At 72.5% G+C, this 24226-nt stretch carries 26 protein-coding genes and 1 pseudogene; 21 read left to right on the plus strand and 6 right to left on the minus strand.

Annotated features, from left to right (window positions below; translation table 11 throughout):
• Positions 1–27 precede the first annotated feature (27 nt).
• A complete protein-coding gene (locus CG740_RS12670; RefSeq protein WP_199846425.1) occupies positions 28–1827 on the plus strand; it encodes a CocE/NonD family hydrolase in 1800 nt (599 codons plus the stop codon).
• On the opposite strand, the gene CG740_RS12675 is transcribed toward CG740_RS12670, so the two are convergent.
• Complete coding sequence (locus CG740_RS12675) at positions 1808–2908, minus strand: adenosine deaminase (protein ID WP_100575188.1); 1101 nt, start codon at positions 2906–2908, stop codon at positions 1808–1810. The two genes, CG740_RS12670 and CG740_RS12675, sit on opposite strands and share 20 nt — an antisense overlap.
• A gap of 44 nt (positions 2909–2952) precedes the next feature.
• Positions 2953–3684 (minus strand): GntR family transcriptional regulator, encoded by a 732-nt coding sequence (locus CG740_RS12680; RefSeq protein ID WP_100575189.1) that lies wholly within the window; start codon positions 3682–3684, stop codon positions 2953–2955.
• A gap of 226 nt (positions 3685–3910) precedes the next feature.
• On the opposite strand from CG740_RS12680, the gene CG740_RS12685 reads away from it, so the two are divergent.
• The gene (locus tag CG740_RS12685) at positions 3911–4150 is read left to right on the plus strand and encodes a LapA family protein (protein ID WP_100575190.1); all 240 of its coding nucleotides are present in this window, start codon (positions 3911–3913) and stop codon (positions 4148–4150) included.
• 31 nt (positions 4151–4181) lie between these two features.
• The gene (locus CG740_RS12690; protein WP_100575191.1) at positions 4182–4838 is read left to right on the plus strand and encodes a GNAT family N-acetyltransferase; all 657 of its coding nucleotides are present in this window, start codon (positions 4182–4184) and stop codon (positions 4836–4838) included.
• Here the strand turns inward: CG740_RS12690 and CG740_RS12695 are convergent.
• Positions 4835–5176, minus strand: coding sequence for a DUF6204 family protein (locus tag CG740_RS12695; RefSeq protein WP_100575192.1), 342 nt, complete (start codon positions 5174–5176; stop codon positions 4835–4837). The two genes, CG740_RS12690 and CG740_RS12695, sit on opposite strands and share 4 nt — an antisense overlap.
• A gap of 191 nt (positions 5177–5367) precedes the next feature.
• Between CG740_RS12695 and CG740_RS12700 the strand changes: the two genes are divergently transcribed.
• The 3 genes from CG740_RS12700 (at position 5368) to CG740_RS12710 (ending at position 11883) form a co-directional block, all read left to right on the plus strand.
• A complete protein-coding gene (locus tag CG740_RS12700) occupies positions 5368–6264 on the plus strand; it encodes an arginase family protein (RefSeq protein ID WP_100575423.1) in 897 nt (298 codons plus the stop codon).
• Between the two features lie 102 nt (positions 6265–6366).
• Positions 6367–8334, plus strand: coding sequence for a DUF5107 domain-containing protein (locus tag CG740_RS12705; protein ID WP_100575193.1), 1968 nt, complete (start codon positions 6367–6369; stop codon positions 8332–8334).
• Positions 8335–8484: 150 nt separating this feature from the next.
• Complete coding sequence (locus tag CG740_RS12710; protein ID WP_100575194.1) at positions 8485–11883, plus strand: molybdopterin-dependent oxidoreductase; 3399 nt, start codon at positions 8485–8487, stop codon at positions 11881–11883.
• Between the two features lie 433 nt (positions 11884–12316).
• Here CG740_RS12710 and CG740_RS12715 read toward each other — a convergent pair whose 3' ends face one another.
• Entirely contained in the window at positions 12317–12670 is a 354-nt protein-coding gene (locus CG740_RS12715; protein WP_100575195.1) for a VOC family protein, read from the minus strand.
• A gap of 247 nt (positions 12671–12917) precedes the next feature.
• On the opposite strand from CG740_RS12715, the gene CG740_RS12720 reads away from it, so the two are divergent.
• From CG740_RS12720 to CG740_RS12730, 3 genes are all read left to right on the plus strand, one after another.
• Entirely contained in the window at positions 12918–13280 is a 363-nt protein-coding gene (locus tag CG740_RS12720) for a hypothetical protein (protein ID WP_100575196.1), read from the plus strand.
• A gap of 86 nt (positions 13281–13366) precedes the next feature.
• On the plus strand, positions 13367–14026 hold the full coding sequence (locus tag CG740_RS12725; RefSeq protein ID WP_100575197.1) for an RNA polymerase sigma factor: 660 nt from the start codon (positions 13367–13369) through the stop codon (positions 14024–14026).
• The gene (locus tag CG740_RS12730; protein WP_100575198.1) at positions 14023–14352 is read left to right on the plus strand and encodes a hypothetical protein; all 330 of its coding nucleotides are present in this window, start codon (positions 14023–14025) and stop codon (positions 14350–14352) included. Before CG740_RS12725 ends, CG740_RS12730 begins: the two co-directional genes overlap by 4 nt.
• 133 nt (positions 14353–14485) lie before the next feature.
• Here the strand turns inward: CG740_RS12730 and CG740_RS12735 are convergent, their stop codons facing one another.
• A complete protein-coding gene (locus CG740_RS12735; protein WP_100575199.1) occupies positions 14486–15319 on the minus strand; it encodes a class I SAM-dependent methyltransferase in 834 nt (277 codons plus the stop codon).
• A 471-nt stretch (positions 15320–15790) separates the two neighbouring features.
• On the opposite strand from CG740_RS12735, the gene CG740_RS12740 reads away from it, so the two are divergent.
• From CG740_RS12740 to CG740_RS12780, 9 genes are all read left to right on the plus strand, one after another.
• Positions 15791–16207, plus strand: a complete 417-nt coding sequence (locus CG740_RS12740) for a phage holin family protein (RefSeq protein WP_100575200.1) — start codon at positions 15791–15793, stop codon at positions 16205–16207.
• 58 nt (positions 16208–16265) lie between these two features.
• Positions 16266–16691: a gas vesicle protein GvpO gene (locus tag CG740_RS12745; RefSeq protein WP_376211157.1), complete on the plus strand. Its 426-nt coding sequence runs from the start codon at positions 16266–16268 to the stop codon at positions 16689–16691.
• A gap of 103 nt (positions 16692–16794) precedes the next feature.
• Entirely contained in the window at positions 16795–17217 is a 423-nt protein-coding gene (locus tag CG740_RS12750; protein WP_100575201.1) for a gas vesicle structural protein GvpA, read from the plus strand.
• Positions 17214–17930, plus strand: coding sequence for a GvpL/GvpF family gas vesicle protein (locus CG740_RS12755; protein ID WP_100575202.1), 717 nt, complete (start codon positions 17214–17216; stop codon positions 17928–17930). The genes CG740_RS12750 and CG740_RS12755 overlap by 4 nt, the downstream gene beginning before the upstream one ends.
• 4 nt (positions 17931–17934) lie before the next feature.
• Positions 17935–18189: a gas vesicle protein GvpG gene (locus tag CG740_RS12760; RefSeq protein ID WP_100575203.1), complete on the plus strand. Its 255-nt coding sequence runs from the start codon at positions 17935–17937 to the stop codon at positions 18187–18189.
• Positions 18189–18617: a gas vesicle protein gene (locus CG740_RS12765; RefSeq protein ID WP_100575204.1), complete on the plus strand. Its 429-nt coding sequence runs from the start codon at positions 18189–18191 to the stop codon at positions 18615–18617. Before CG740_RS12760 ends, CG740_RS12765 begins: the two co-directional genes overlap by 1 nt.
• Positions 18614–19456 (plus strand): GvpL/GvpF family gas vesicle protein, encoded by an 843-nt coding sequence (locus tag CG740_RS12770; protein WP_442802821.1) that lies wholly within the window; start codon positions 18614–18616, stop codon positions 19454–19456. The genes CG740_RS12765 and CG740_RS12770 overlap by 4 nt, the downstream gene beginning before the upstream one ends.
• Positions 19453–19689 carry a gas vesicle protein gene (locus CG740_RS12775; RefSeq protein ID WP_100575205.1) on the plus strand — a complete coding sequence of 79 codons (237 nt, stop codon included), beginning with the start codon at positions 19453–19455 and terminating at the stop codon, positions 19687–19689. Before CG740_RS12770 ends, CG740_RS12775 begins: the two co-directional genes overlap by 4 nt.
• Positions 19690–19853: 164 nt before the next feature.
• Positions 19854–20114 carry a gas vesicle protein K gene (locus CG740_RS12780; RefSeq protein ID WP_100575206.1) on the plus strand — a complete coding sequence of 87 codons (261 nt, stop codon included), beginning with the start codon at positions 19854–19856 and terminating at the stop codon, positions 20112–20114.
• 49 nt (positions 20115–20163) lie between these two features.
• Here CG740_RS12780 and CG740_RS12785 read toward each other — a convergent pair whose 3' ends face one another.
• Complete coding sequence (locus tag CG740_RS12785) at positions 20164–21633, minus strand: bifunctional phosphatase PAP2/diacylglycerol kinase family protein (protein WP_100575207.1); 1470 nt, start codon at positions 21631–21633, stop codon at positions 20164–20166.
• Positions 21634–22008: 375 nt separating this feature from the next.
• Here CG740_RS12785 and CG740_RS12790 point away from each other — a divergent pair.
• The 3 genes and pseudogenes from CG740_RS12790 to CG740_RS40865 form a co-directional block, all read left to right on the plus strand.
• Positions 22009–22794, plus strand: a pseudogene (locus CG740_RS12790) (RNA polymerase sigma factor SigF); the annotation flags it as partial.
• Positions 22795–23617: 823 nt separating this feature from the next.
• Complete coding sequence (locus tag CG740_RS40860) at positions 23618–23944, plus strand: hypothetical protein (RefSeq protein WP_234376215.1); 327 nt, start codon at positions 23618–23620, stop codon at positions 23942–23944.
• Positions 23925–24113 carry an ANTAR domain-containing protein gene (locus tag CG740_RS40865; RefSeq protein WP_234376216.1) on the plus strand — a complete coding sequence of 63 codons (189 nt, stop codon included), beginning with the start codon at positions 23925–23927 and terminating at the stop codon, positions 24111–24113. Before CG740_RS40860 ends, CG740_RS40865 begins: the two co-directional genes overlap by 20 nt.
• The last annotated feature ends 113 nt before the right edge of the window (positions 24114–24226 follow it).

The raw sequence follows: 24226 nt of genomic DNA on the forward strand, positions 1-24226 counted from the left end.
TAGGCCCGCCGTGCCGTGGAGGACGCCGTGACCCGTCGCCGTACCGTGCCCAGAACCCGCAAGCCGCTGGCGGCCGCACTCGGCGCGGCGCTCGCCGTTACCCTGCTCGCCGCCGCGCCCGCCGTCGCCTCGCCCGGCGCCGCGCAGAGCGCCGCCGACGGCCAAGTCACGGTCACCGCACTGAAGTTCACCGTACGGGCCGGGGGCCGCAGCTGTGCCGTGGACGCCGACCTCTACCGCCCGGCCGGTGTCGACCGGGCACACCCCGCGCCCGCCGTGCTCACCACCAACGGCTTCGGCGGCAACAAGGCGGACGGCTCGACCGCCGGTACGGCCAAAGCGTTCGCCGCCCGCGGCTATGTGGCCCTCGCCTACTCGGGGCTCGGCTTCGGCAAGTCGGGCTGTCCGATCTCCCTCGACGACCCGGAGATCGACGGCCGCGCGGCCTCCCGCCTCATCGACTTCCTCGCCGGTACCCGTGCCGCCGACGACGGCACCCGCGTCGACTACGTCACCAGGGACCGCCCGGGCGACCCGCGCGTCGGCATGATCGGCGGCTCCTACGGCGGAGCCATCCAGATGGCCACGGCCGCCGTCGACCACCGGGTCGACGCCCTCGTCCCGATGATCACCTGGAACGACCTGTCCTACGCGCTCGACCCCAACAACGTGGCCGACCGCAAGGTGCCCGGCGCCTTCAAATGGCAGTGGACCAACGGGTTCTACCTCATAGGTGAGAGCCAACCCATCACGCCGGCGAACCTCGACCCGTCCCGCTGGGGAACGCTCGGCTGTGTGCACTTCGTGTCCGACGCCTGCAAGACGATCGGCCTGCTCAACTCGGGCAGCTACCCCGCCGCGCCCACTGCCGCGATGCTCCGGTACGCCCGGAGCGTCTCCCCGGTCAGCTACCTCGACCGGGTCGAGGCGCCCACCCTGCTCATTCAGGGCCAGACGGACAGCCTCTTCAACCTCAACGAGGCGACGGCCACCTACAAGGCACTCAAGGACAACGGCACCACGACCAAGATGATCTGGCAGTCCTGGGGCCACAGCGGCGGCCAGGCTCCGGGTGAACTCGACCTTTCCCAGGGCAACTTGGAGACCAGCTACACCGGACAGCGCATCCTGGCCTGGTTCGACCGCTATCTCCGCAAGCAGAGGCACACCGACACCGGGCCCGCGTTCGCCTACTACCGCGACTGGCAGAGCGGCTACGGCGAGGCGTCCAAGGTGCCGCCGCTCTCGCAGCAGGTGTACCTGTCCGGCGACGGCAAGCTCGTCGACAACCGGGCGAAGGTGGCGCGCGGCAGCCGCGCCTACACCAACTCCCTTGTGCCGACGAGCCATTCGGAGAGTTCCCTGGCCGGCATGATCGGGCTGCCGGACCCGGCGCCGTACGACACCCCCGGCACCTACCTCGGCTGGGACACCGACCCGCTGAAGGCACCCGTCGACCTCGTCGGCTCGGCGAAGGCCACCCTCAAGGTCTCCTCGCCCGCCGCGCGCGCCACCCAGAACTTGGGCGACGCGGCCGACAAGCTGGTGCTCTTCGCCAAGCTGTACGACGTGGCACCCGACGGCACCAGGACACTGGTCCGGCGCCTGGTCGCGCCGGTGCGGGTGCCCGACGTCACCAAGCCGTTCACCGTCGCGCTGCCCGGCATCGCGCACCGCTACGAGGCCGGGCACCGCATCGAGTTCGCGATCGCCGCGAGCGACGACGCCTACCTCGGCAACAAGGGCATCAAGCCGGTGACGGTCGAGAGCGCGCCCGGTGATACGGGAACGCTCCAACTGCCGCTCGTCAGCGGGAGGTTGAACTGATCGCCGCGTAACCGGGGCGCACCAGCTCGTCGATGATGCGACGGCGTTCCGGCAACGGCAGGAACGCCGCCTCGACGGCTGCGACGGTGAACTCCTCGAAGACGTCCGGGCCGTAGCCGAAGGCCTCCGCCATGTGCTGGAACTCCTCGCTCATGGTGGTGCCCGACACCAGCCGGTTGTCGGTGTTCAGCGTCACCGTGAAGCCGAGCCGGCGCAGCTCGTCGATCGGGTGCTTCTCGTACGAAACGGCCGCGCCCGTCTGGAGGTTGGAGGTCGGGCAGACCTCCAGCGCGATCCGGTTGTCCCGGACGTACGCGGCGAGGTGACCGAGCGTGCCGTCGGCGGCGATGTCGTCGGTGATGCGCACCCCGTGCCCGACGCGCTCGGCGCCGCACACCTGGACCGCCTCGTGCACCGACTCCGCCCCGACGGCCTCGCCGGCGTGGATGGTGATGTGGCAGTTGGCCCGCTTGAGGTGCTGGAAGGCGGGCAGGTGCTCGGCCGGCGGGTTGCCGATCTCGCCGCCCGCGATGTCGAAGCCCGCCACGCCCCGGTCGCGGTGGGCGACGGTCAGCTCGGCTATCTCCAGGGACCGCCGGGTGTGCCGCATGCCGGTGAGCAGCGCGCGGACGGTGATCCGCCCGCCGGTGCGGCGCTCACCCTCGCGCAGGCCCTCGTTGACGGCGTCCACGACCTCGTCGAGGCTCAGGCCGCCCTCCAGGTGCTGCTCGGGCGCGTACCGCACCTCCGCGTAGACGACGCCGTCGGCCGCCAGGTCCTCGGCGCACTCCGCCGCGATCCGGTGCAGCGCCTCGCGGGTCTGCATCACCGCGCAGGTGTGGGCGAAGGTCTCCAGGTAGCGCTCAAGGGAGCCCGAGTCGGCCGCGTCGCGGAACCAGCGGGCGAGCTCGGCCGGGTCCTCGGCCGGCAGGGCGGTGTACCCGCAGGCGCGGGCCAGCTCGACGATGGTGGCGGGGCGGAGACCGCCGTCGAGGTGGTCGTGCAGGACGGCCTTCGGGGCGCGGCGGATCCACTCGGCGGGGATGACCGAAGCGGCGGCAGGGTTGTCTGACAAGTGCATGAGGCGGGAGTGTACAGCGTGCCCGGGAGCGGCCCGGTGCGGTGCTAACAGGACTGGTGCAGGGGGAGCGCCGGGGCCCCCGTCGGCAGCATGTGCTTGGCGGCCATCAGCGGAGTGCCGTCGACGCGCACGACCTGAGTGATGAGCACGGCCGGGGTGTCGGCCGGGCGGTCCAGCTGCGCGCCCCTGCGCCGGCCGAGCAGGGTCGCGCTGATCGCGCTGTGCGCGGTGAGCTGGACGCCCCGGGACGCCTCGGCGAGGACGCCGAGCATGGAGGCGGCGGGCTCGGCGCGCAGCGCCTCGGCGAACGCGGGGTGCAGTCGCGCGACGACATCCTCGGGGGCCGCCCACTCATGGCTGAGCGCCACCGCGAGCGACTCCCCGACCAGCACGGACTCCCAGAACCGCAGCTCGGAGCCGGCGGGCGCGAGCAGATGCTGGGCGGTGAAGTCGGTCGGCTCCTCCCGGCTGCGCAGCAGCGCCCGAACGCGGACCGGCCCGAGCAGGTCGTCGAGCGGCTGGAGCTGCTCGAAGCCGCGCCGGGGCGGGCGGTCGTTCACGGTCCGGCCCACCCCGCGCCGCACCGAGAGCAGCCCGTCCTCCTGGAGCAGGAGCAGTGCCTCGCGCAGCGCCGGGCGGCCCACCCCCAGCTCACCCGCGAGTTTCGGCTCCGACGGCAGTGTGGAGCCGGGGGGATAGGTGCCGTCGTGGATCGCGTCCGCGATCCGCTCGTACAGCGCCACGACCGGCCTGCGCTGCTGTCCGCCCACTGCCATGATCCCGCCCTCGACGTACCTCGACGCATCGGAGGGCCAGCATGCCCCGCCCTCACTTGTCTGACAAGCGCGGGAGGTCGTCCTCGCGCGCAGCGGTGCGACCGCGCCCGCCGAGCCCGCTCGCCCTCACCCGGACGGCCCGCAGGACCGCACGCCGGAGTGTCGCGTCCCGCACCCTGGGACGAGGGGAGCCGCGACGGCGCGGCACGAACGGAAGGGCCGGACCATGAGCCCCAAGGGCGAGACGAGCAGCACGCAACGCAGGGCGGGCGGTGTCATCACCCCGAGCCGGATCGCGGTCCTGATCCTCGCGATCCTGGCCCTGGTCTTCATCTTCGAGAACACCCGGCACGTCAAGATCCGGCTGCTGATCCCCGAGGTCACCATGCCGCTGTACCTCGCGCTGCTCGCGGTGTTCGTGGTGGGGCTGTGCTGCGGCTACTTCCTGAGAAGGCGGAACCGATAGCGCGTCCGCAGTGGATCAGTAATCTGAGCCGATGCGTACAGAAGCCGAGTTCCTGGCCGAGGGCCCCCGCGCGGGCATACGCCACTTCACCCTGGAGGACGCGGCGGAATTCACCGCCCGTGCCGCGTCGAGCCGCACCCTGCACGGCCCCTGGCTGGCCCCGCCCGCCGACCCCGAGTCCTATGCGACGTACGCACAGCGGCTCATCACCGATCCGACCCGGCACGGCTTCCTGGTCTGCGAGCGGGGCGACGGCCGCATCGCCGGATTCATCAACATCAACAACGTGGTGGAGGGCGCCTTCCTGTCCGGCGCCCTCGGCTACGGCGCCTTCGCCCACGCGGCCGGCCGCGGCCTGATGAGCGAAGGCCTCGACCTGGTGCTGCGGTACGCCTTCATGGCCATCGGTCTGCATCGCCTGGAAGCGAACATCCAGCCCGCCAACACGGGCTCGATCAACCTGGTCCGCCGGGCCGGCTTCCGCCTGGAGGGCTATTCGCCGGACTTCCTCTTCATCGAGGGGGCGTGGCGCGACCACGAGCGGTGGGCGATCACCAAGGAGATGCGGCGGGCGAGGAGAACCGGGGATGCCGGACCCGCCAGGCATACCGGGGATGCCGGGCCCGCCAGGGACACCGGGGATGCCGGCGCGGCCGGAGCCGCTGGGCTGACGGCGGAAGCCGGCTAGCGCCGCCGGACCTTGTGGTTGATCTTCATCGTGTCCAGGTCCGTGACCGTCGAGCGCAGATCGCGAAACCCGTGGCCCTGCGCGGCCAGCGCTGACTGCGCCCGGTCCTCGGCGATCGCGGCGGCCATCTCCTCGCCGTCGGCGGCGTCCGAGACGACCGTGAAGCGCCACGAGAAGTGCTTCAGGACCCGGTCGTAGGCGAGCGAGCCCTCCTCGGTGAAGGCCATCGCGGTCAGGCCGTGGTCGTCGACCTCCGCCAGCAGCCTCGCGCGCGAGCCCTCGCTCAGGCCGTCCCACACTCCGCGCACGATGACCCGGTAGGTGTGCTGCTCGCTCATGTCCCGCTGTCCTTCCGTACCGCACGTCCGTTGCGGGCCGATCGTCCCCCATGGGACGGGACGTGTCGATCGATATTCCGGCGCCCCCCGGCCGGCCCCCCCACGACCCCCGGCGCCCCCCCCGCGGCCCAAGGACGGGCGGGCTCCCCGGGGTCTTGATCGGCGGGAGCTCGTCCAGCACGATGGGCCGGATGCGACGCCTCGTGGTCATCGACGCCCCCTCCAACCTCGGCCTGCGCCCGCCCGCCCCCGCCACCGTGCCCGGCTGCTACAAGCTCGCCGGAGCCATGCGGGAGCAGGGCATCGTACGAAGGCTCGGCGCACACGAGGGCGGGGTCGTGGTGCCGCCCCGCTACGACCGGGGGGACTGGCGGGAGGGCGACGGGGTGTTCAACGCCGGGGCCATCGCCGCGTACACCCGCAAGCTCGCCGACCGCGTCGAACACCACGTCCGCGCCGGGGACTTCCCCGTGGTGCTCGGCGGGGACTGCTCGATCCAGCTCGGCGCCGCCCTCGCCCTGCGCCGCATCGGCCGCTACGGCATAGCCGTCGTCGACGGCTCGGCGGACTTCCGCCACCCCGGCAATTCCGACCGCATCGGCGCGGCCGGCGGCGAGGAGCTGGCACTCGCCACCGGCCGCGGCCAGGCCGACCTCACTGACCTCGAAGGACTGCGCCCCTACGTACGGGACGAGGACGTACGGATCTTCGGCATGCGGGACGACGACGAGGACCGCGCCGAGTTCGCCGAGCTGAGGATCCCGACCGCGACGGTCGGCGAACTCCGGCAGTGGGGCCCGGCCGAGCTCGCGGCCGGATTCCGGCAGAGCCTCGAAGTGCCCGTGCTCGACGGGTTTTGGGTGCATCTGGATGCCGATGTGCTCGACCCCTCCGTCATGCCCGCCGTCGACAGCCCGGACCCGGGCGGGCTGATGCCCGAGGAACTCGGCCCGCTGCTCGCGGAGTTGGTGCGGTCCGAGCGCTGCGTCGGATTCAACCTCACCATCTACGACCCCGATCTGGACCCGGACGGAACGGCCGGCGCGCTGCTCGCCGACCTCGTCGTGGCGGCTTTTGCGCAACCGTGACCGGGGTAGCCCCTGGCCGTTGTCAGTGGCGCGGTGTTCCATGGTCATCGGGGGATCGGCCGAAAGAGCCGCCGAAGCCCCGAACGAGGGAGTGAGGTTGCCTTGGCCACGACCGTGCGACGTGCCGTACTGACCCTGCCCGGCGCCCCGTTGGGCGAGGCGAACCCGCTGCCCGCGCTGCGTCCGCGCGACGAACTGCACCAGCTGGACGAGCGCGCACGCGACGGCCTGCCGCGGGACATGGCCCGCCAGATCGGCTACGCGCCGCTGGAGACCCTGCTGCCGGTGCGGGTCCTCGACGGCTACGGGCGCGAGCGCGCCACCGTCGAACTCGGCACCGTCGTGATCGAGAACGACCGGCTGCGCGCCACCGTGCTGCCGGGCCTCGGCGGTCGCGTCCACTCCCTGTTCCACAAGCCCACCGGACGTGAACTCCTCTACACCAACCCGGTGTTCCAGCCCGCCGACTTCGCCCTCAACGGCGCCTGGTTCTCCGGCGGCATCGAGTGGAACATCGGCGCCACCGGCCACACCACCCTGTCCTGCGCCCCGCTTCACGCCGCCCTGGTGCCGGCGCCGGACGGCGGGCAGATGGTCCGCCTGTGGGAGTGGGAGCGGCTGCGCGACCTCCCCTTCCAGGTCGACCTCTGGCTCCCCGACGACTCCGACTTCCTGTACGTCGGCGTCCGCGTCCGCAACCCGCACGAGCGCACCGCCCCCGTCTACTGGTGGTCCAACATCGCGGTCGAGGAGGGCGAGCGCACCCGCGTCCTGGCCCCCGCCGAAGAGGCCTGGCACTTCGGGTACGAACGCACCCTGCGCCGGGTGCCCGTGCCCGAGTTCGACGGCGCCGACCGCACCTACCCGCTGCGCAGCGAACACCCCGCCGACTACTTCTACGAAGTCCCCGACGGCGCCCGCCGCTGGATCGCCTCGCTCGATGGGAATGGCCAGGGTCTCGTGCAGACCTCCACGGACACCCTGCGCGGCCGCAAGCTCTTCCTGTGGGGCTCGGGCCGTGGCGGCCGCCGCTGGCAGGAATGGCTGACCGAGCCCGGGACCGTCGGCTACGCCGAGATCCAGGCGGGCCTGGCCCGCACCCAGCTGGAGCACGTGCCACTGGACCCCGGCGCCGAATTCGCCTGGCTGGAGGCGTACGGCCCGCTGAGCGCCGACGGCGCCCTGGTGCACGGCGACGACTGGGCCGCCGCCCGCGCCGAGGCCGAGGACCGGCTGGAGCGGGCCCTGCCCCGCGCCACGGTGGAGGAGGCGTACGCCGCCTGGCGCCCCTTCGCCGACACCGAGCCCGGCGAGCGCCTGGCCACCGGATCGGGCTGGGGCGCCCTCGAAGTGCTGCGGACCGGGGCGAAGCTGCCCGGCACCCCCTTCCCGGAGCTGACGCTCACTCAGGAACAGCGCCCGTGGCTGGAGTTGCTGCACAACGGGGTACTTCCCGAGCCGCGCAGGGTGACCCCGCCAGGACCCACCCTGGTCGCCGCGCACTGGCGGGACATGCTGGAGACGGCGCCCGCAGACCCCCTCACCGAATACCACCTCGGCGTCGCCCAGTGGCACGCGGGCGACCGGGCCCAGGCCATCCGCAGCTGGGAGCGGGGCCTGCCGCTCGCCCCGTCCCGCTGGCCGCTGCTGCGCTGCCTCGCCGTGGCCGACCAGCTGGCCGGCCACGCGAGCCGTGCCGCCGACCGCTATGCGGAGGCGTACGACGACTTCTGCCAGGAGCGCCGGGAGGGCGAACCCTGGACGGCGGCCGACGCCGCGCTCGGCCGCGAGGCCATCGAGGCGCTCCTGGCGGCGGACCGGCCGGCGGACGCCCGCGCGATATGGGACCGGCTGCGCCCCGCCGTGCGAGCGCGCGGCCGCTTCCGTCTGGTCGAGGCCCAGCTCCTGCTCGCGGAGGGCGAGCCGGACGCGGCGCGCGCCCTCTTCGACGCGGGCTTCGAGGTCGCCGACCTGCGCGAGGGCGCCGAGATACTGAACGAGGTGTGGGCACGCCTGACCGACGACCCCCTCCCGGACCGCTACCAGTACCGGATGCGCCCCGAGGACTAGGGGCTGCTGCCCGGCGAACGGCCGGGGCAGGATCTCCCGGCCCCGGCGGGCCCTTGGGCCCTGGCACAGGGGCCCAAGGCCCGCCGAAATGATCGATCAAACAGGGCTTCAATGGGGGAGGCAACGACGCCGGCGTACGGAGGCCCTGTCATGGCGGTCGAGGAGAAGCGCGGATTCTGCACGCTCTGCAAGTCCCGCTGCGGTGCGATCTTCACCGTGGAGGACGGCCGGCTCACCGGCGTCCGCCCCGACCCGGACCACCCCACGGGCGCCGCCATGTGCCCCAAGGGCCGGGCCGCTCCCGAGATCGCCCACAGCACCCGCCGCCTGACCACACCCCTGCGCCGCACCAACCCCAAGAGCGACCCCGACCCCGGCTGGGTGGAGATCTCCTGGGACGAGGCGATGACCGAGATCGCCGCCAAGCTCTCCGCCATCGCCGCCGAGAGCGGCCCGGAAGCCGTCGCCTTCGCGGTCGCCACCCCCAGCGGCACGGCCGTCTCCGACGCGACCGAGTGGATCGAGCGCTTCGTACGCCACTTCGGAAGCCCCAACACCGTCTACAGCGCCGAGATCTGCAACTGGCACAAGGACTTCGCCCACGCCTTCACCTTCGGCACCCCGCTCCCGCCGCCGGACTACGACCACGCCGACCTCGCACTCCTGTGGGGCTTCAACCCTGCCAAGACCTGGCTGGCCCAGTCCGCCGCCGTCTCGGCCGCACAGGCCCGGGGCATGAAGCTGGCCGTCGTCGACCCGCGCCGCTCCACCAGCGCCCTGCGCGCCGACCACTGGCTGCGGGTACGCCCCGGCACGGACGCGGCCCTGGCCCTGGGGCTCGCCCACCTTCTCATCCAACAGGGCGCCTACGACGAGGAGTTCGTACGCTCCTGGACCAACGGGCCCCTCCTCGTGCGCCGTGACACGGGCCGCTTCCTGCGCGCGGGAGAACTGTCCGGGGCCGCCGACGCCGAGGGCTTCGCCGTGCTCGACCTGGACACGGGTCGCGTCGAGGCGTACGACACCCGCGAGGCGGCCGACCGGCCGGAGCGGTTCGCGCTGTACGGCACCGTCGAGGTGCGCACCGCCGACGGCTGCCGGGTGGAGTGCGTCCCGGCGTTCCAGGAGTACGCGGCCGCCTGTGCGCGGTGGCCGGTGGAAGAGGTGGCACGCACCACCTGGATCCCGGAGGCCGAGATCCGCGCGCTCGCCGCCGAGATCGCGGCCGCACGCTCGGTGACGTACTACGGCTGGACCGGCGTCGGCCAGAGCGCCAACGCCTCCCAGACCGAACGCGCCCTTGCCACCCTGTACGCCCTCACCGGCTCCTTCGACGCACCGGGCGGCAACCACGTCGTGCCGCCGCCGCCCTACAACTCCGCCACGAACATCGGCCAGTTCGCCCCCGAACAGCGAGCCAAGGCGCTCGGCCTGGACCGCCACCCGCTCGGGCCGCCGGCCTCCGGCTACATCAACGCGGGCGACCTCTGCCGGGCCATCGAAGACCAACATCCATACCCGGTAAGGGCGTTGATGGCCTTCGGCTCCAACCTGGTGGTCGCCCAGCCCGACTCGGACCGGGTGGCCCGCGCCCTGCGGCAGCTCGAATTCCAGGTGCACCTGGACCTGTTCGCCAACCCGACCAGCGCCACCGCCGACATTGTCCTGCCCGTCAACAGCGCCTACGAGCGCGAAGCACTCCGCTTCGGCTTCGAGATCGGCCACCGCGCGCAGGAACAGGTGCAGCTGCGGCCCCGGCTGGTCGAGCCGCAGGGCGCCTCCCGGTCCGACACCGAGATCGTCTTCGACCTGGCCTGCCGACTCGGCATGGGCGAGCTGTTCTTCCACGGGGACGTCGAGGCCGCCTGGAACTGGCAGCTGGAGCCGCTCGGCCTGACCGCGGCACAACTGCGCGAGACCCCCGGCGGTGTACGGATTCCCCGTCCGCTCGCCCACCGCAAGTACGCCGCCCCCGACGGCGGGCGGGTAGCGGGCTTCAACACCCCCACCCGGCGCGTCGAGTTGTACTCCCAGCGCCTGCGCGACCACGGCTATCCGCCGGTGCCGGAACACCGCGACCCCGCCCCCGTCGACGCGAGCTTCCCCCTAGCCCTGACCTGCGCCAAACACGGCTACTTCGTCCACAGCCAACACCGCTCCGTCAGCTCGCTGCGCCGCCGCGCCACCGACCCCTCGGTGGACCTGCACCCGGAGACCGCCGCCGCGTACGGCATCACCGAGGGCCAGTGGGTGGACCTGACCACCCGGCTCGGCTCGATCCGGCTGCGCGCCCGCTTCGACGACTCGCTGCATCCGGCGGTAGTCGTCGGCGAGTACGGCTGGTGGCAGGACGCACCCGACCTCGGCCTGCCCGGAGCGGACCCGCTGCACGCGAGCGGCCACAACCTCAACCGTCTCATCGACCACGCCGACGCCGACCCACTGAGCGGTTCCGTACCGCTGCGCGCCGCGGCCTGCCGCATCGCCCCGGCACCCGCCGACGGCCAGTGGAACGGTACCCGCCCCTTCGTGGTCGCCGCGCTCGGCACCGCGGGGCCCGGAGTGCGGACCGTACGCCTGGCGGCGGCGGACGGCGGCCCGCTGCCCGACTTCCGCCCCGGCCAGCACCTGACCGTACGCGCCGAGAACGCGGACGGCACGGTCAAGCCCCCTGCGCTGGGCCGCAGTTACTCCCTCGTCGGCGCGGCCTTCGACCCCGGCCGCCGCGCCTACGAGCTCGCGGTGCGCCGGGTTCCCGACGGTGTCTTCTCCGGATACGTCCACGAGACCCTGAAGGTCGGCGACCGGCTCCATCTCGCCCGCCCCGGTGGCACGTTCGTCATCCCCACCCACACGGATTCGCCCGTGGTCCTCGTCGCCGGCGGCATCGGGATCACCCCCTTCCTCAGCTACCTGGAGACACTCGCGGCGCGGGGCGGCACGGTCCCCGAGGTGGTCCTGCACTACGGCAACGCGAACTCGGCGGACCATCCCTTCCGCGCCCGCATCCGCGAACTGGCGTCTCGCATACCGCAGTTGACCGTGCTGAACCACTACACGACCCCGGCCCCCGACGATGTCCTGGCCACCACCCACGACCACGAGGGTTTCATCACGCCCGAATCCATCGCGGACGACCTGATCGCCCGAAGGGCCCGGTTCTACCTGTGCGGCCCCGCCCCCATGCTCGACTCCCTCACGGCCGGGCTGCGGGCGCGGGGCGTCCCCGCGTTCGAGATCTTCAGCGAACGCTTCCGGGCGGCGGTGCGGGAGGTCGACCTGCCGGACGACGCAGCCTTCACCGTCACGTTCGCGCGCTCCGACCGCACGGTCCGCTGGACCAAGCAGTCCGGCACGCTGCTGACAGCGGCCGAGTCCGACGGCCTCACGCTCCCGAGCGGCTGCCGCGTCGGCCAGTGCGAAAGCTGCGCGTGCCGGGTGCTGTCCGGAAACGCCGCCCACTTGGTGCCCCCCGACGAAGGACTGCCCGACACCTCGGTCCTGACCTGCCAGTCGATCCCGACGTCCGACTTGGTACTGGACGCGTAGAACCCGGCCCGCCCTCGCTCCCCGGGCACGCGGAAAACCTCATAGGCCGTGCGGCCGAGGGGCCCGGCACCCGGTGCTGCTCGGGGGCGCGGGGAACTGCGCGAGCAGCCCCGCACGGTGGGCGGCCGAAGAGGGGTTTCGGCGTCCCGGGTGGGCGGGTTGAAGGGCGGGGTGGTCCGGCATCGGTGCTGCTCGGGGGCGCGGGGAACTGCGCGAACAGCCCCGCACGGTGGGCGGCCGAAGAGGGGTTTCGGCGTCCCGGGTGGGCGGGCTGAAGGGCGGGGTGGCCTGGCATCGGTGCTGCTCGGGGGCGCGGGGAACTGCGCGAACAGCCCCGCACGGCGGGCAGCCGACCCCGCACACCACACCGCGCCAGGGCCGGGGCCGGGGCCGGGCCGGCGCGGGGCCCGGCCTGCGTAGGGTCGGGGCCCGCTCAGTACGCCGGCTTGCGGTCGACGTACTCGAAGACCGATCCGTCGGGATGCAGGGCGATCAGATTGCGGCCCGCCGGAGTCGCGACCGGCCCGGCGACGACCTGGGCACCCGCCGCGGTCAACGTGGCATTCGCCTCGTCGACGTCCTTGACGGCCACCGTCGCCGCGACCTTGCGCAGTACCTCGATCTCCTCCTCGGGACCGCTCATCAGCAGAAAGGCGCCGACGGCGGCGACGGACACCCCGCCCCGGTCGAAGCGGAGCGCCTGACTTCCGGTGACGCGCTCGTAGAAGACGATCGCGCTGTCCAGGTCGTCGACGCAGATGCGCAGCGTAGTGCCCAGAATCTCCATGCCCCGAAGCCTAGTTGGGGGCGAGAGCCCCCGGCAGGGGATCCGGCGCTCCCGAACGGCGGCGGTGCCGACGGTGCCGCCTCCCACCCCGTGGCCGGACCCACGCCGTGAAAGTCTCCCGGACTCGGTCGCAACCTCGGGAGTCGCCGCACGTCTGGTGGGGTGAAGGCGCCCTTCAACAGTTCGTTCAGAGCTTCGTCCAGTGCGTTCGTCCAGAGCGTGATTCCCCACTTCCCCGGAGAGATACATGTCCCAGCACGTCAAGCGCGACCACCGCACCCGCCCCCGATTCCTGGGCGCCGCCGTCACCGGTGTCGCACTGCTCCTGGGCGGTGCCTTCGCCGCGCAGGCCGCCGCAGATACCGGCCCGCAGGTCGCCACCCCCAAGGCCGCCACGAGCGGCGACACGGCTCCGGCCGTCTCCGCGGCCGGAGGCTCCGCGTCGGGCGGCTCCGCTGCGGGCCGCTCCGCGGCGGGCGGTTCCACCGCCTCCGGCGCCGCGAAGGTCACCGGCGCGGGCACGGGGGCCGCCACGGCCGGGCCCGCCGTCGGCGCCTCGTCGGACGTCGCGCCCAAGGTGATCGAGCCGGGCAGCGGCGTCGCCAAGTAGCGGCAGCACACAGCACCACGGGGCGGGCCGGCGGTCATGCGCCGGCCCGCCCGCTCCCGCCCCCTCCCGGACACGGATCGAGGCCCATGCACTACGCCCTGCCCGCAGCACCGCGCTCTCCCTGGTGGACATGGCTGCTCGCGCGGATGTCCCGCACCCAGGAGGCGCCCGCACCGCCGCACCGGCTGCGCGCCGTCCCTTCGCGGTACGACACGGTGAACGGAACGGGGAACGGCACGGCGCACGGCGACGAACCGCCCCCCACCCTGACCGAGCTGTACCTGGCGCGCCGGCTCGACATGGTGCGGCTGGCCCTGTTCCTGGTGGACGACCTGCCCACCGCCGAGGACGTCGTCCAGGACGCCTTCGCCGCACTGTGCCGCACCCACGGCACCTCGCTGCACGGGCTCCAGGACCCGGGGGCGTATCTGCGTACCGCCGTGATCAACGCGGCGCGCTCCGTGCTGCGAAGACGCCGTACCTCCCGCGCCTACACCCCGCCCCACCAGGGGCCCGGCGCACCCGTGGACGAACGGCTGATGCTCGCCGAAGAACATCGCCAAGTCCTCAACGCAATAGCCCTGCTGACGCAACGTCAGCGCGAGGTCCTGGTGCTGCGCTACTGGTCGGAGCTGACCGAGGCGCAGATCGCGCACACGCTCGGTCTGTCCCGAGGCACGGTCAAGTCCACCGCGAGCCGCGCGCTGGACGTCCTGGAGAAGAAACTGGGGGAGGCTGCCCGATGATGCCGAACACCGACGACCGGCGGTTCGCGACCGACGGACGGGTGCGCGCCGCGCTTCTGGCCCGCAGCGCCCTCGTCACCCACGCCGACCTGCGCCGCGACCCGCCACCGCAGGGCAGCACCCGGGGAGTCCGCCGGGTCCGCAGGCTCGCCTTCGCCGCGCTCGGTGTCGCGGCGGCCGTCGTGGCCGTATGCCTGCTGGCGCTGCTGCCCGCCGACCCGCTCGACCCGGCCCCGGTCCCGCCCGCCCACACCGGCGCCCCGGACCGGGCGCCGGCCGGCCCGAGTACCCCGCCCGGCCCGCCCCGCGTGCTGCACACGCCATAACCCATAGCGGGGCCGCTCGGCCGGACGCGCCACCGGCCGGAGGGGGGCACGGGCCGGACGCGGCGCCGATCGGACGCGGCACAGGCAGGACACGGCACCGGCCGGACGCGGCGCCGATCGGACACGGCACGGGTCAGACGCGGCAGAGGATCTCACCGTGCGGAACCATGAACCACGCGTCGTCCCGGCCGCCCCACTCCCGCCACGCCCCCGAGATCGCGGCCAGCTCCTCGGCCGTGGCGTGGCCGCCGTCGACCGCCAGCTCCGCGTACGAGGAGGCGACCGTACGGTCCGCCCACAGGCCGCCCCACCAGGCCCGCTCCTCCTCGGTGGCGAAGCACCATGTGCTCGCGGAGGCCGTGACGTCCGTACAACCCGCTTGCAGCGCCCACGACTTGAGGCGGCGCCCGGCGTCCGGCTCGCCCCCGTTGGCCCGGGCCACCCGGTGGTACAGCTCCAGCCATCCGTCCAGTACCGGTGACGCGGGGAACCACGTGAAGGCGCCGTAATCGCTGTCCCGCACCGCCACGATGCCACCCGGTTTGGTGACCCGGCGCATTTCGCGCAGCGCCTGCACCGGATCACCTACGTGCTGGAGTACCTGATGGGCGTGGACCACGCAGAACGTGTCGTCGGGAAAGTCGAGCGCGTGCACGTCCGCCACCGCGAACGACATGTTGTCCAGGCCGCGTTGAGCGGCGTACGCGCGGGCCTGCTCGACGATGCCGGGCGCGTGGTCGACCGCCGTCACATGGCCGTCCGGCACCAGCGCGGCCAGATCCGCCGAGATGGTGCCCGGTCCGCAGCCGATGTCCAGGATCCGCATGTGCGGCTTCAGCTCACCGACGAGGTACGCCGCCGAGTTGGCCGCCGTGCGCCAGGTATGCGAGCGCAGCACCGACTCGTGGTGGCCGTGGGTGTAGACGGCGGTCTCGCCCGGCGTGGCCGGGGACGTCTCCTGGGACATGAGCGGACTCCCTCTCCGAGAACTCGACGGCGAGCGGCCCACCACTCGGCGCACTGCGGCCGAACGGTGAACTGCCCCGTTGGTGATCCCAGTTTAGAACTGCGCTCCAGATAATGAGATCCCTGTCTTGAAATATGGACACCAGGGCCGGGGGGGCGGGACTCCGGCGTGGGTGGCGCGGGATCTGCGGCTGGACGGAGGGAAGGCCGGCAGGTGGATGAGCGGAGATGGCCAGCGGAGGTGCGGAGGTGCGGAGGTGCGGCGGGAGGCGGGAGGCGGGAGGCGGGATGCGGCAGGGGGAAGGCGGAAGACCCGAGGGGGATCCGGATCTGCAAGGAGGCCGGAAGGCTCGCGGGAGGGCCACGGAATTCCCGCGGAGACCTGCCGAGGCCTGCCAAGGGGCTACCGAGTGACTCCCGCCAAGGGGGCTACCGAGTGACTGTCGCACGCCCGCGCGGGTACTCGGGCGCCATGGACACGAACCTGCCGAACCTGCCGGAGCAGCTCTCCCAGGTCGTCCGGGACGCCATCCGGGACGAGCTGCGCGAACAGACCAAGAAGCAGCGCCGGTCCGCCCGGATGTACGCGGGAGCCGGGGCCGCCGGGCTCTACGGTGGTGCCGCCCTCACTGCGTTCCTACTCCTCGTCCTCGCGATGGCGCTGCCCTACTGGGCGGCCGCACTGATCGTCGCCGTACTGCTGCTCGGTGCCGCGGTGCTGTTGAGCCGGGGTGCCCGAACCAGCCGGAGAGCGCTCCCCGACCAGCCCGCGGCACCGCTGGAGCCCGGGGTGCCGCCGGGCGCTCCGGTCATGCCCTCGGTGACCCCGCCGAGCGTCCCCGAGCGGCCCCGGGGGCCGCTGGACACTCCGCACGACACCGGCCACTGACCGCGCGCGGGGGGTTTGACCCGGCGCTCAGGGGCTACCCGAACTTTCCAACCGGGAGGTGAACGTGGTCGACAAGGACGCGAACGACGACAAAGACGCGAACGACGACAAAGGCGAGAACGACCCGAAGACGTCACCCAGAACCGCGAAGACCCCATCGAGAACCGCCACGAAGACCACCACCAGGGCCGCCGCGAAGAGCCGTGAGCGTGAGGATGACGGCCTCCCGAGTGCGATGGAGGTCCTGCGGGGCGCCCGAGCCCAGCTCTCCGAGCTCATCGGCATGCCCGCCGAGTCGGTCTCGTCGTTCGAACGCAGCGAAGACGGCTGGCAGTTGAGGATCGAGGTGCTCGAACTGTCCCGCGTCCCGGACACCATGAGCCTGCTCGCCTCCTACGAGGTCGAGCTGGACCCCCGGGGCGAACTCACCGGCTACCGCCGATTGCGCCGCTACGAACGAGGCCGCGCCGACAAAGGAAACTGACGGCCCGTCATGAGCCGTTCGCGAGACGGCCGGCAGGACGGCTCAGCCATCAGCCAGACGACACAGAACACATGACGCCAACAGACAAGGAGGGCCGGAGACCATGACGGTTGTCCCGGCACAACAAAGCGGCAGTGGCGGCGGCTCCAGTGGCCTCTACGACGTCCTGGAGCTCGTCCTCGACCGAGGGCTCGTGATCGACGCGTTCGTGCGTGTCTCCCTCGTCGGCATCGAAATCCTGAAGATCGACATACGAGTCGTGGTCGCCAGCGTCGACACCTATCTGCGGTTCGCCGAGGCGTGCAACCGCCTCGACCTGGAAGCCGGACCGAAGCGCAGCCCCGGCCTGCCCGACCTGGTCGGTGAGATCACCGAGTCCGGCGCCCGCGGCAAGTCCAAGGGAGCGCTCTCGGGGGCGGCGCAGACCATCTCCGAGGCCTTCAAGGAGGCGCGCGACGGTGGCGAGGAATCACCCCGGCCCCGGTCCCGTCGTACCACCACGCGTCGCAAGGAGGAGCAGGAATGACCACGTACGTCTACGGCATCGCCCGCCGGGGTCATGGCCGCCTTCCGGAGCGGATGGGCGGCATCGGCGACCCGCCGCGCCCGGTCCGTACGGTCGAGCAGGGTGATCTGGTGGCGTTGGTCAGCGACGCGCCGGAGGGTCTCAGGCCCAAGCGGCGCGACCTGCTGGCCCACCAGAACGTGCTCGCCGAGGCGGGAGCGGGCGGCGCCGTGCTCCCGATGCGGTTCGGTGGTGTCTCGGCCGACGACGAAGCCGTGCGCGCCGTACTCGCCGAGCACGAGGAGCGCTATCTGGAGCGGCTGGAAGCCCTCGACGGCAAGGTCGAGTACAACGTGAAGGCCACGCACGACGAAGAGGCGGTGCTGCACCAGGTGCTCGCCGACAACGCCGAGCTGCGGGCGATGAGCGAGGCCAACCGGAAGTCCGGCGGCGGAAGTTACGAGGACAAGCTGCGACTCGGTGAGCGCATCGCCGCAGCCGTGCAGCAGCGTGAGGTGTCCGATGCCGCCCTGGTCGAGAGCGCTCTCGACGGTGCCGCCGAGGAGCGCAGCCCCGGCCCGCAGTCCACCGGCTGGCTCGCCAACATCTCCTACCTCGTGCCGCGCGACGCCACGGCCGAGTTCGTGGCCGCCGTGGACGCCCTGCGCGAGCGTGCCCCGCACCTCGTCGTCCAGGTGCACGGCCCCCTGCCTCCCTACAGCTTCACGGGGTGAACCCGTGGGACTCCTGAAGGAACTGCTGCTGCTTCCCGCGGCGCCCGTCCGCGGCACCTTCTGGGTGCTGGGGCAGGTCGCCGCGGAGGCGGAGCGGCAGTATTACGACCCCGCGACCGTCCGGCGTGAACTCGCTGCGCTGGAGCTTCAGTTGACGAACGGTGAGATCGACGAGGCCGAGTTCGACCGTCGGGAGGACGAACTCCTCGACCGGCTCGAACACCACGCCCAAGGTGTGGCCGATCCGCGGAGGACCTGATGGCGACCCCGGCACGCTTTCCCGACGCGTACCAGCCCGATGGCGGCGGTGCGAACCTGGCCGACATACTCGAACGCGTCCTCGACAAGGGAATCGTCATCGCCGGGGACATCCGCATCAACCTCCTCGACATCGAACTCCTCACCATCAAACTGCGCCTCATCGTCGCCTCGATCGACAAGGCGAAGGAAATGGGCATCGACTGGTGGGAGGACGATCCCGCCCTCTCCAGCGGTGCCCGCCGTCGTGAACTGTCCCGCGAGAACGACGAGTTGAAAGCGCGCATAGCCGCTCTGGAGGCTGCCTCCCGGACGGCTGAGAGCGCTCCCGAGATCGCCGCCGCCGAGGCGAGGCCGCGGAAACGCGGAGGTTCCCCGCGAGCCAAGGGCAGCGAGGGCTCCACTCCGGGCGAAGGCGGTGACCGATGATCGACGGGCAGCTGCTCTACGTGTACGCCGTGACCCGGCCCTTCACCGCCGCGCTCCCCTCGGATGTGCGCGCTCTCGACGGAGAGCCGCCCGCGCTGATCGAGCACCGCGGGCTGTGCGCCGCGGTGAGCCGTGTCCCCGCCGCGCACTTCGACGCGGAACCGCTCCGTGCCCATCTGGAGGACCTGGACTGGCTCGCCGGGGTCGCCCGCAATCACCAGGCCGTGGTCTCCGCGCTCGCCACCGTCAGCTGCCCCGTGCCGCTCAGGCTCGCCACGGTGTGCCGCGACGAGGACGGGGTGCGCCGGCTCCTCGACTCCGGGAGCGCTCGCTTCGAGTCCGCCATCGAGCGTCTGGATGGGCGCGTCGAATGGGGCGTGAAGGTGTACGCCGACTCCACCGTGCCCGAACGGGTCGAGCCCGCACCGGAGGTGACGGCCGCCACCGGGCGGGAGTACCTCCGTCGGCGGCTCGGTCAGCGCCAGACCCGCGACCGGAGCTGGCAGCGGGCGGGAGCGCTCTCCCGGGCTCTGCACGCCGATCTGTGCGAGCGCGCCGAGGCGGGGCGCCTGCACCCACCGCAGAGCGGACGGCTCTCCGGCGCATCCGGCGAGAACGTTCTCAACGCCGCCTACCTGGTACCGCGCGACCACAGCGACGAGTTCGTCGCGGCTGTGCGCGACCGCACCCCGCAGGGGGAGGGCGTACGCGTGGAACTGACCGGCCCCTGGGCGCCGTACTCCTTCGTCGGCGGCCCGGACGGCAGCCCGGACAGCGGCCCCGACGTGGGGCAGGACGTGGGGCCGGGGCGGGGCCGATCGGAGCAGGAGGGGTCGTGAACGAAGGCGATGCGCTCGCACAGCGCGAGATAGCCCTGGTCGACCTGCTCGACCGGCTGCTGGCCGGCGGTGTGGTCATCACCGGCGACCTCACGCTGAGGATCGCGGACGTGGACCTCGTACGCATCGACCTCAACGCCCTCGTGAGCTCGGTCAGCGCCGAAGTCCCTTCCCCGTTCGCCGAGTTCGGGTTCCAGCACGAGCACGAGCACGAGCACGAGGAGTCCTTGTGATCGACGACCTGCTGAACGACGTGACCGGGCACGCGCCCGGCGGCGGACCGGGACACCCGGCGGGCGCGGAGGGCGCGCAGGAGAGGGGCGATGAGGGGCCTGATGAGGGGACTGGCCAAGGAAGCGGTGAGGGGAGCGCTACGGGGAGCGGGAGGCGGCGCCGGGTGGAACTCGACCCCGACACCGTGGAGCGCGATCTCGCCCGCCTCGTCCTGACCGTGGTGGAACTGCTGCGCCAGCTCATGGAGCGCCAGGCTCTGCGCCGCGTGGAAACGGGTGAACTCACCGAGGACCAGGAGGAGCGGATCGGGCTCACCCTCATGCTCCTGGAGAACCGGATGGGCGAACTGAGGTCGAAGTTCGGACTGCGCCCGGAGGACCTCAACATCGACCTCGGCCCGCTCGGCCCCCTCCTCCCCAGGTAGTACCTTTCCCGAGCCCGATCCCCGACGAGCCCTCCATGAGTCCCCTGCGTCAGGGACGCACCTGCGGGCGGTAGACCGTGAGCGCCTCCGGGAGCTTGTCCAGCGTCAACTCGGGCGGAGCCGAAGCGACTTCACCGTCGTACGCCAGAGATGTTCCCTCGGCCAGACCCGCGACATCGAGGCGCCCCGCGCGGCGCGTGGCGTGCACGGGGGAGCGGTGCAGCGGACCCGCGAGGGCGGCGGCCAGCAGGCGGAGCCCCGGCAGCCGGCCGCCACGCACCGCGCGTACGTCGAGGAGTCCGTCCGCCAGGTCGAAGCGGCGCACGGGCGCCGGGCCGAGCCGCTGGTAGACGCAGTTGCCCGCGAACAGGAGCCACAGCGCGGGACGGCTGCCGTGCGGGTCCGCCGGCAACGGCTTCTGGGCGCGCAGCACCTCGAAGGCGCCGAGGACGCCCGCGGCCCAGCCGCCGATCCGGGGCGACCAGCGCTCGCGTACCCTCACCAGCTCCGGATAGACACCCAGGCTGAACGTGTTCACGAAGTACCCGGCATCAGCGCCGTCGGGGCCCGGCCGGAACCGCCCGAGGTCCACCCGCACGGCGTCGCCCGCCACCAGCGCCCGGCAGGTGTCCTGGACCTCCTCTATGCCGAGGTCGAGCGCGAAGTGGTTCAGGGTGCCGCCGGGGAACACGGCGAGCGGCACACCGGCGCGGGCCGCGATCGCCGCGGCCAGGTTCACGGTGCCGTCACCGCCGCACACCCCGAGCGCCCGGCCACGCCCGGCCGCCTTCTCCAACGCCGTCGGCAGATCGTCGGGATCGCACTCGACGACCTCCGCGAGCGGAAGCGCCTCGCGCACGAGCGCGGCCTTCGCGAGAGCGCTCCCGGACGCGCGGTTCGCGACGACCACCAGGTCCCGGCCCGCGGGCAGCGCCGGTGCCTCCGCGTGCGGCCGTCCCGGCGGCGGGAGTTGAGAGCGCGTCGGTACGAGGCCGCGCACGGCGAAAGCGGCACCCACGCCGAGCGCGGCCCCCGCCAGTACGTCGCCCGGGTAGTGCACCCCGGTGTACACGCGGGAGGCGGCCACCGAGAACCCCAGCGGGGCCAGCGCCGCGCCCCACGCCCGCGACTCCAGGGCAACACCCGCGACGAACGCCGCGGCGGAGGCGGAGTGGCCCGACGGGAAGGACGTGGTGATCGGCCGACGCTTCAACTGCCGTACCAGCGGCACCGCGTCGGCCAGCGGACGGGCCCGGCGGACCGAGTGCTTGGCCACGGTGTTCACCGTCAAGGAGGCCAGAGCGAGCGAGGCGACGCCGCGCAGTGCCGCACGTCGGGCCCGAGGTGAGCGGGTCGCGCCCATCGCGGCGGCCGCCGCGAACCAGAGGACACCGTGGTTGGCGGAACGGCTCAGCCGGGGCAGCACCGCTTCCGCGGCCGGCCAGTGCCGCCTCGCCGCGAAGTCGAAGAGCGCCCTGTCCCGGGCGCCGATTCGCTTGTGCCAAGGAGAGTCAGTCATGGCACGCGACTACCCGGCCGCCTCCCGCCCAACCGACCCGACCCCGACCCCGACCTGGGGCGGGGCCCCGAGGACCGGCCCGCGCGTCGGCTTCCGCCGCTCGGCGCGCGGGGCTGTCCCCGCCCGGACCGGGTACCGGCGCTCACGCGTGAGAAACTGCGAGAAGCGCTGCGGGGAGCACACTTTCCCTGACCTTGGGGTTTACGCCACGTTTGACCCGAAGGGGCCCGGGCAGGCGAATCCCGTGCTTCGGACCGGAGGCACGTCCGTGGGAGCGGCTGTCCGCTCCGGGCGTGTCACGCTGCCCGGCCGAAGGCTCCCCGGTGACAAACCACCGCCGCACCGTTCCAGGGATTCCAGGGAGCTGGATCGCATATGCGTACTGACACCGGCACGGCGAACCACAGGCACCCGCACGACGACGCACCCAGGACCGCGGCCGCCTTCGAACGGCTCGCGGGGCTGCCCGACGGACCCGAACGGGACGCCCTGCGCCAGGATCTCGTCCGCGCCTGGCTGCCCATGTCCGAGCGCCTCGCAGGCCGCTTCCGCAACCGGGGCGAAGCCCTTGAGGACCTCCGTCAGGTCGCGGCACTCGGTCTGGTCAAGGCCGTCGACCGCTATGACCCCGACCGGGGCGCCGCCTTCGAAAGCTACGCCGTGCCCACCATCACCGGCGAGATCAAACGCCACTTCCGCGACCACATGTGGACCCTCCATGTGCCGCGCCGCGTACAGGACTTGAGGGGCCGGGTGCGGGCGGCCACCCAGGAGCTCGCCGCCAACGGCGGCGCCCAGCAGCCCAGTACGGTGGACCTCGCCGAGCACACCGGCATGACCGAGGACGAGGTCAGAGCGGGGCTCGAAGCCATCAACAGCTTCAGCGCGCTGTCCCTGGACGCCGAACTGCCGGGCGGCGACGACGGATACAGCCTGAGCGACTCCCTGGGGAGCGCCGACCCGGCCCTGGACATCGTCGTCGACCGCGAGGCCGTCAAACCGGGCCTGCGGTGTCTTCCCGAGCGGGAGCGGAAGATCCTCTACATGCGGTTCTTCCGGGACATGACGCAGAGCAGGATCGCCGAGGACCTCGGCATCTCACAGATGCACGTGTCCCGGCTGATCACGCGCTGCTGTAGTCGGCTGCGGGAAGAGGTTATGGGCCAAGAGGCCTTGGGGCGGGCGCCCTTGAGGCGCGAAGCCATGAGGCACGAGGCCTTGCCGCAGCGGGAACAGGGACGTGAGCGGCAACCGGGACGCGAACGGGAACTGGAACGGATGCGGGAGCGGGGGCGGGCGTCGAGGAGTACGGAAGCCGTGGGGGGCAGGGCCGATGGCACGTCGGCCGAGAGGAGCAGGGCGAAGGCGCGGCTCAGGGCCGCGGCCGCACCGCGGGCGAAGGGCGCGCAGGGCGCGACGCGTCCAGGGAGGTCCTATCGAGCCCGTCAACGGATGCGCAGGGGCCCGCTTCTGTCGGTGCGTCAGGACCGGACCGCCGTATAGCGCGGGCGATATGACGCACCATCACATCCATGGCTCGCCCCTCTTCCATCGAGAAGGGCCGAGCCGATCCGGTACGGAACAGAGTGCGTACCCCCGCCACCGCCCCAGGCGCCCCCATGGGTGCGCACATCAGGGACGACACCTCGGCGCGGGCCGGAATCGGGATGCCCGCGGCATGGCGACGGAAGCACGCGATGTCCTCGGGCCGCACCTGGAGCGCCCCGTTTCCGGCCCACGCCGCCTCGACGCCGAGAGGGCAGCCCGCCGGATCCTGACCGGCCACGATCCAGTCGGCGAACCGCCCGCACAGCACCCCGGCGGCCACGGCGGGCGCCGACTCCGGTGCTCCGGGCGGGAGTTGGATCAAGGCGGACGCCATGAGACATCACGGCGACCCACCCTGACCTCGCGCCCCTCGCCTCCGTCCAGCTTGCCTGCGGCGACGGGTCCGATCCCGAGCGCGCTGGCAACGGGTGAACCCGTGGACACCGAAGCCCTGTTGACCGAGCGCCGCTGGCCCGGCTATCGCGCCCTCGCCCGCGAATCGGGCGTACGCTCCTGCGTCACCCTGCCCTACCGGCGGTCCGGGATCGAGGCCACCGTCAGCCTCTTCGGATACCGGCCCGGCGCCCTCGAACGGAGCGTGCGCGGGCCCGTCGGCATGCTGGTCGAGGAGATCACCACCGGCCTGCTCCGCGACCGCCGCTATCGCGCGGCGCTCGCCGAGGTGGGACAGCTGGAGACCGCTGCGCTCCAGGGCGGTCATCGACCGGGCGAGCGGCATCGTCATGCACGTCCTGGGCTGTGAGGCCGAGCAGGCCTTCGGCCTTCTTCGCGCCATCTCGCAGCGCACCAACCGCAAACTCGCCGAAGTCGCCGAATGCGCCGAAGTCGCCGAAGTCGCCGAAGCGGTCGTACGCGCCAAGGGCCGGGACCTGGAATCCGAACTGTCCGCCCTCGCCGGTCCGGGCCACTGACCCCCGCCGTTGCCCCGTCGCGCCCGGGCCCCCGCATCGCCCGCACAAGCGGCGGGGCGGGCCAAACCTCCGTATAAAGGCAGGGAAGGGCATGGCGGAAGGTGTGGCCCGTG

Source organism: Streptomyces sp. CB01201 (genome assembly GCF_002803085.1).
GTDB classification, from domain to species: domain Bacteria; phylum Actinomycetota; class Actinomycetes; order Streptomycetales; family Streptomycetaceae; genus Streptomyces; species Streptomyces hundungensis.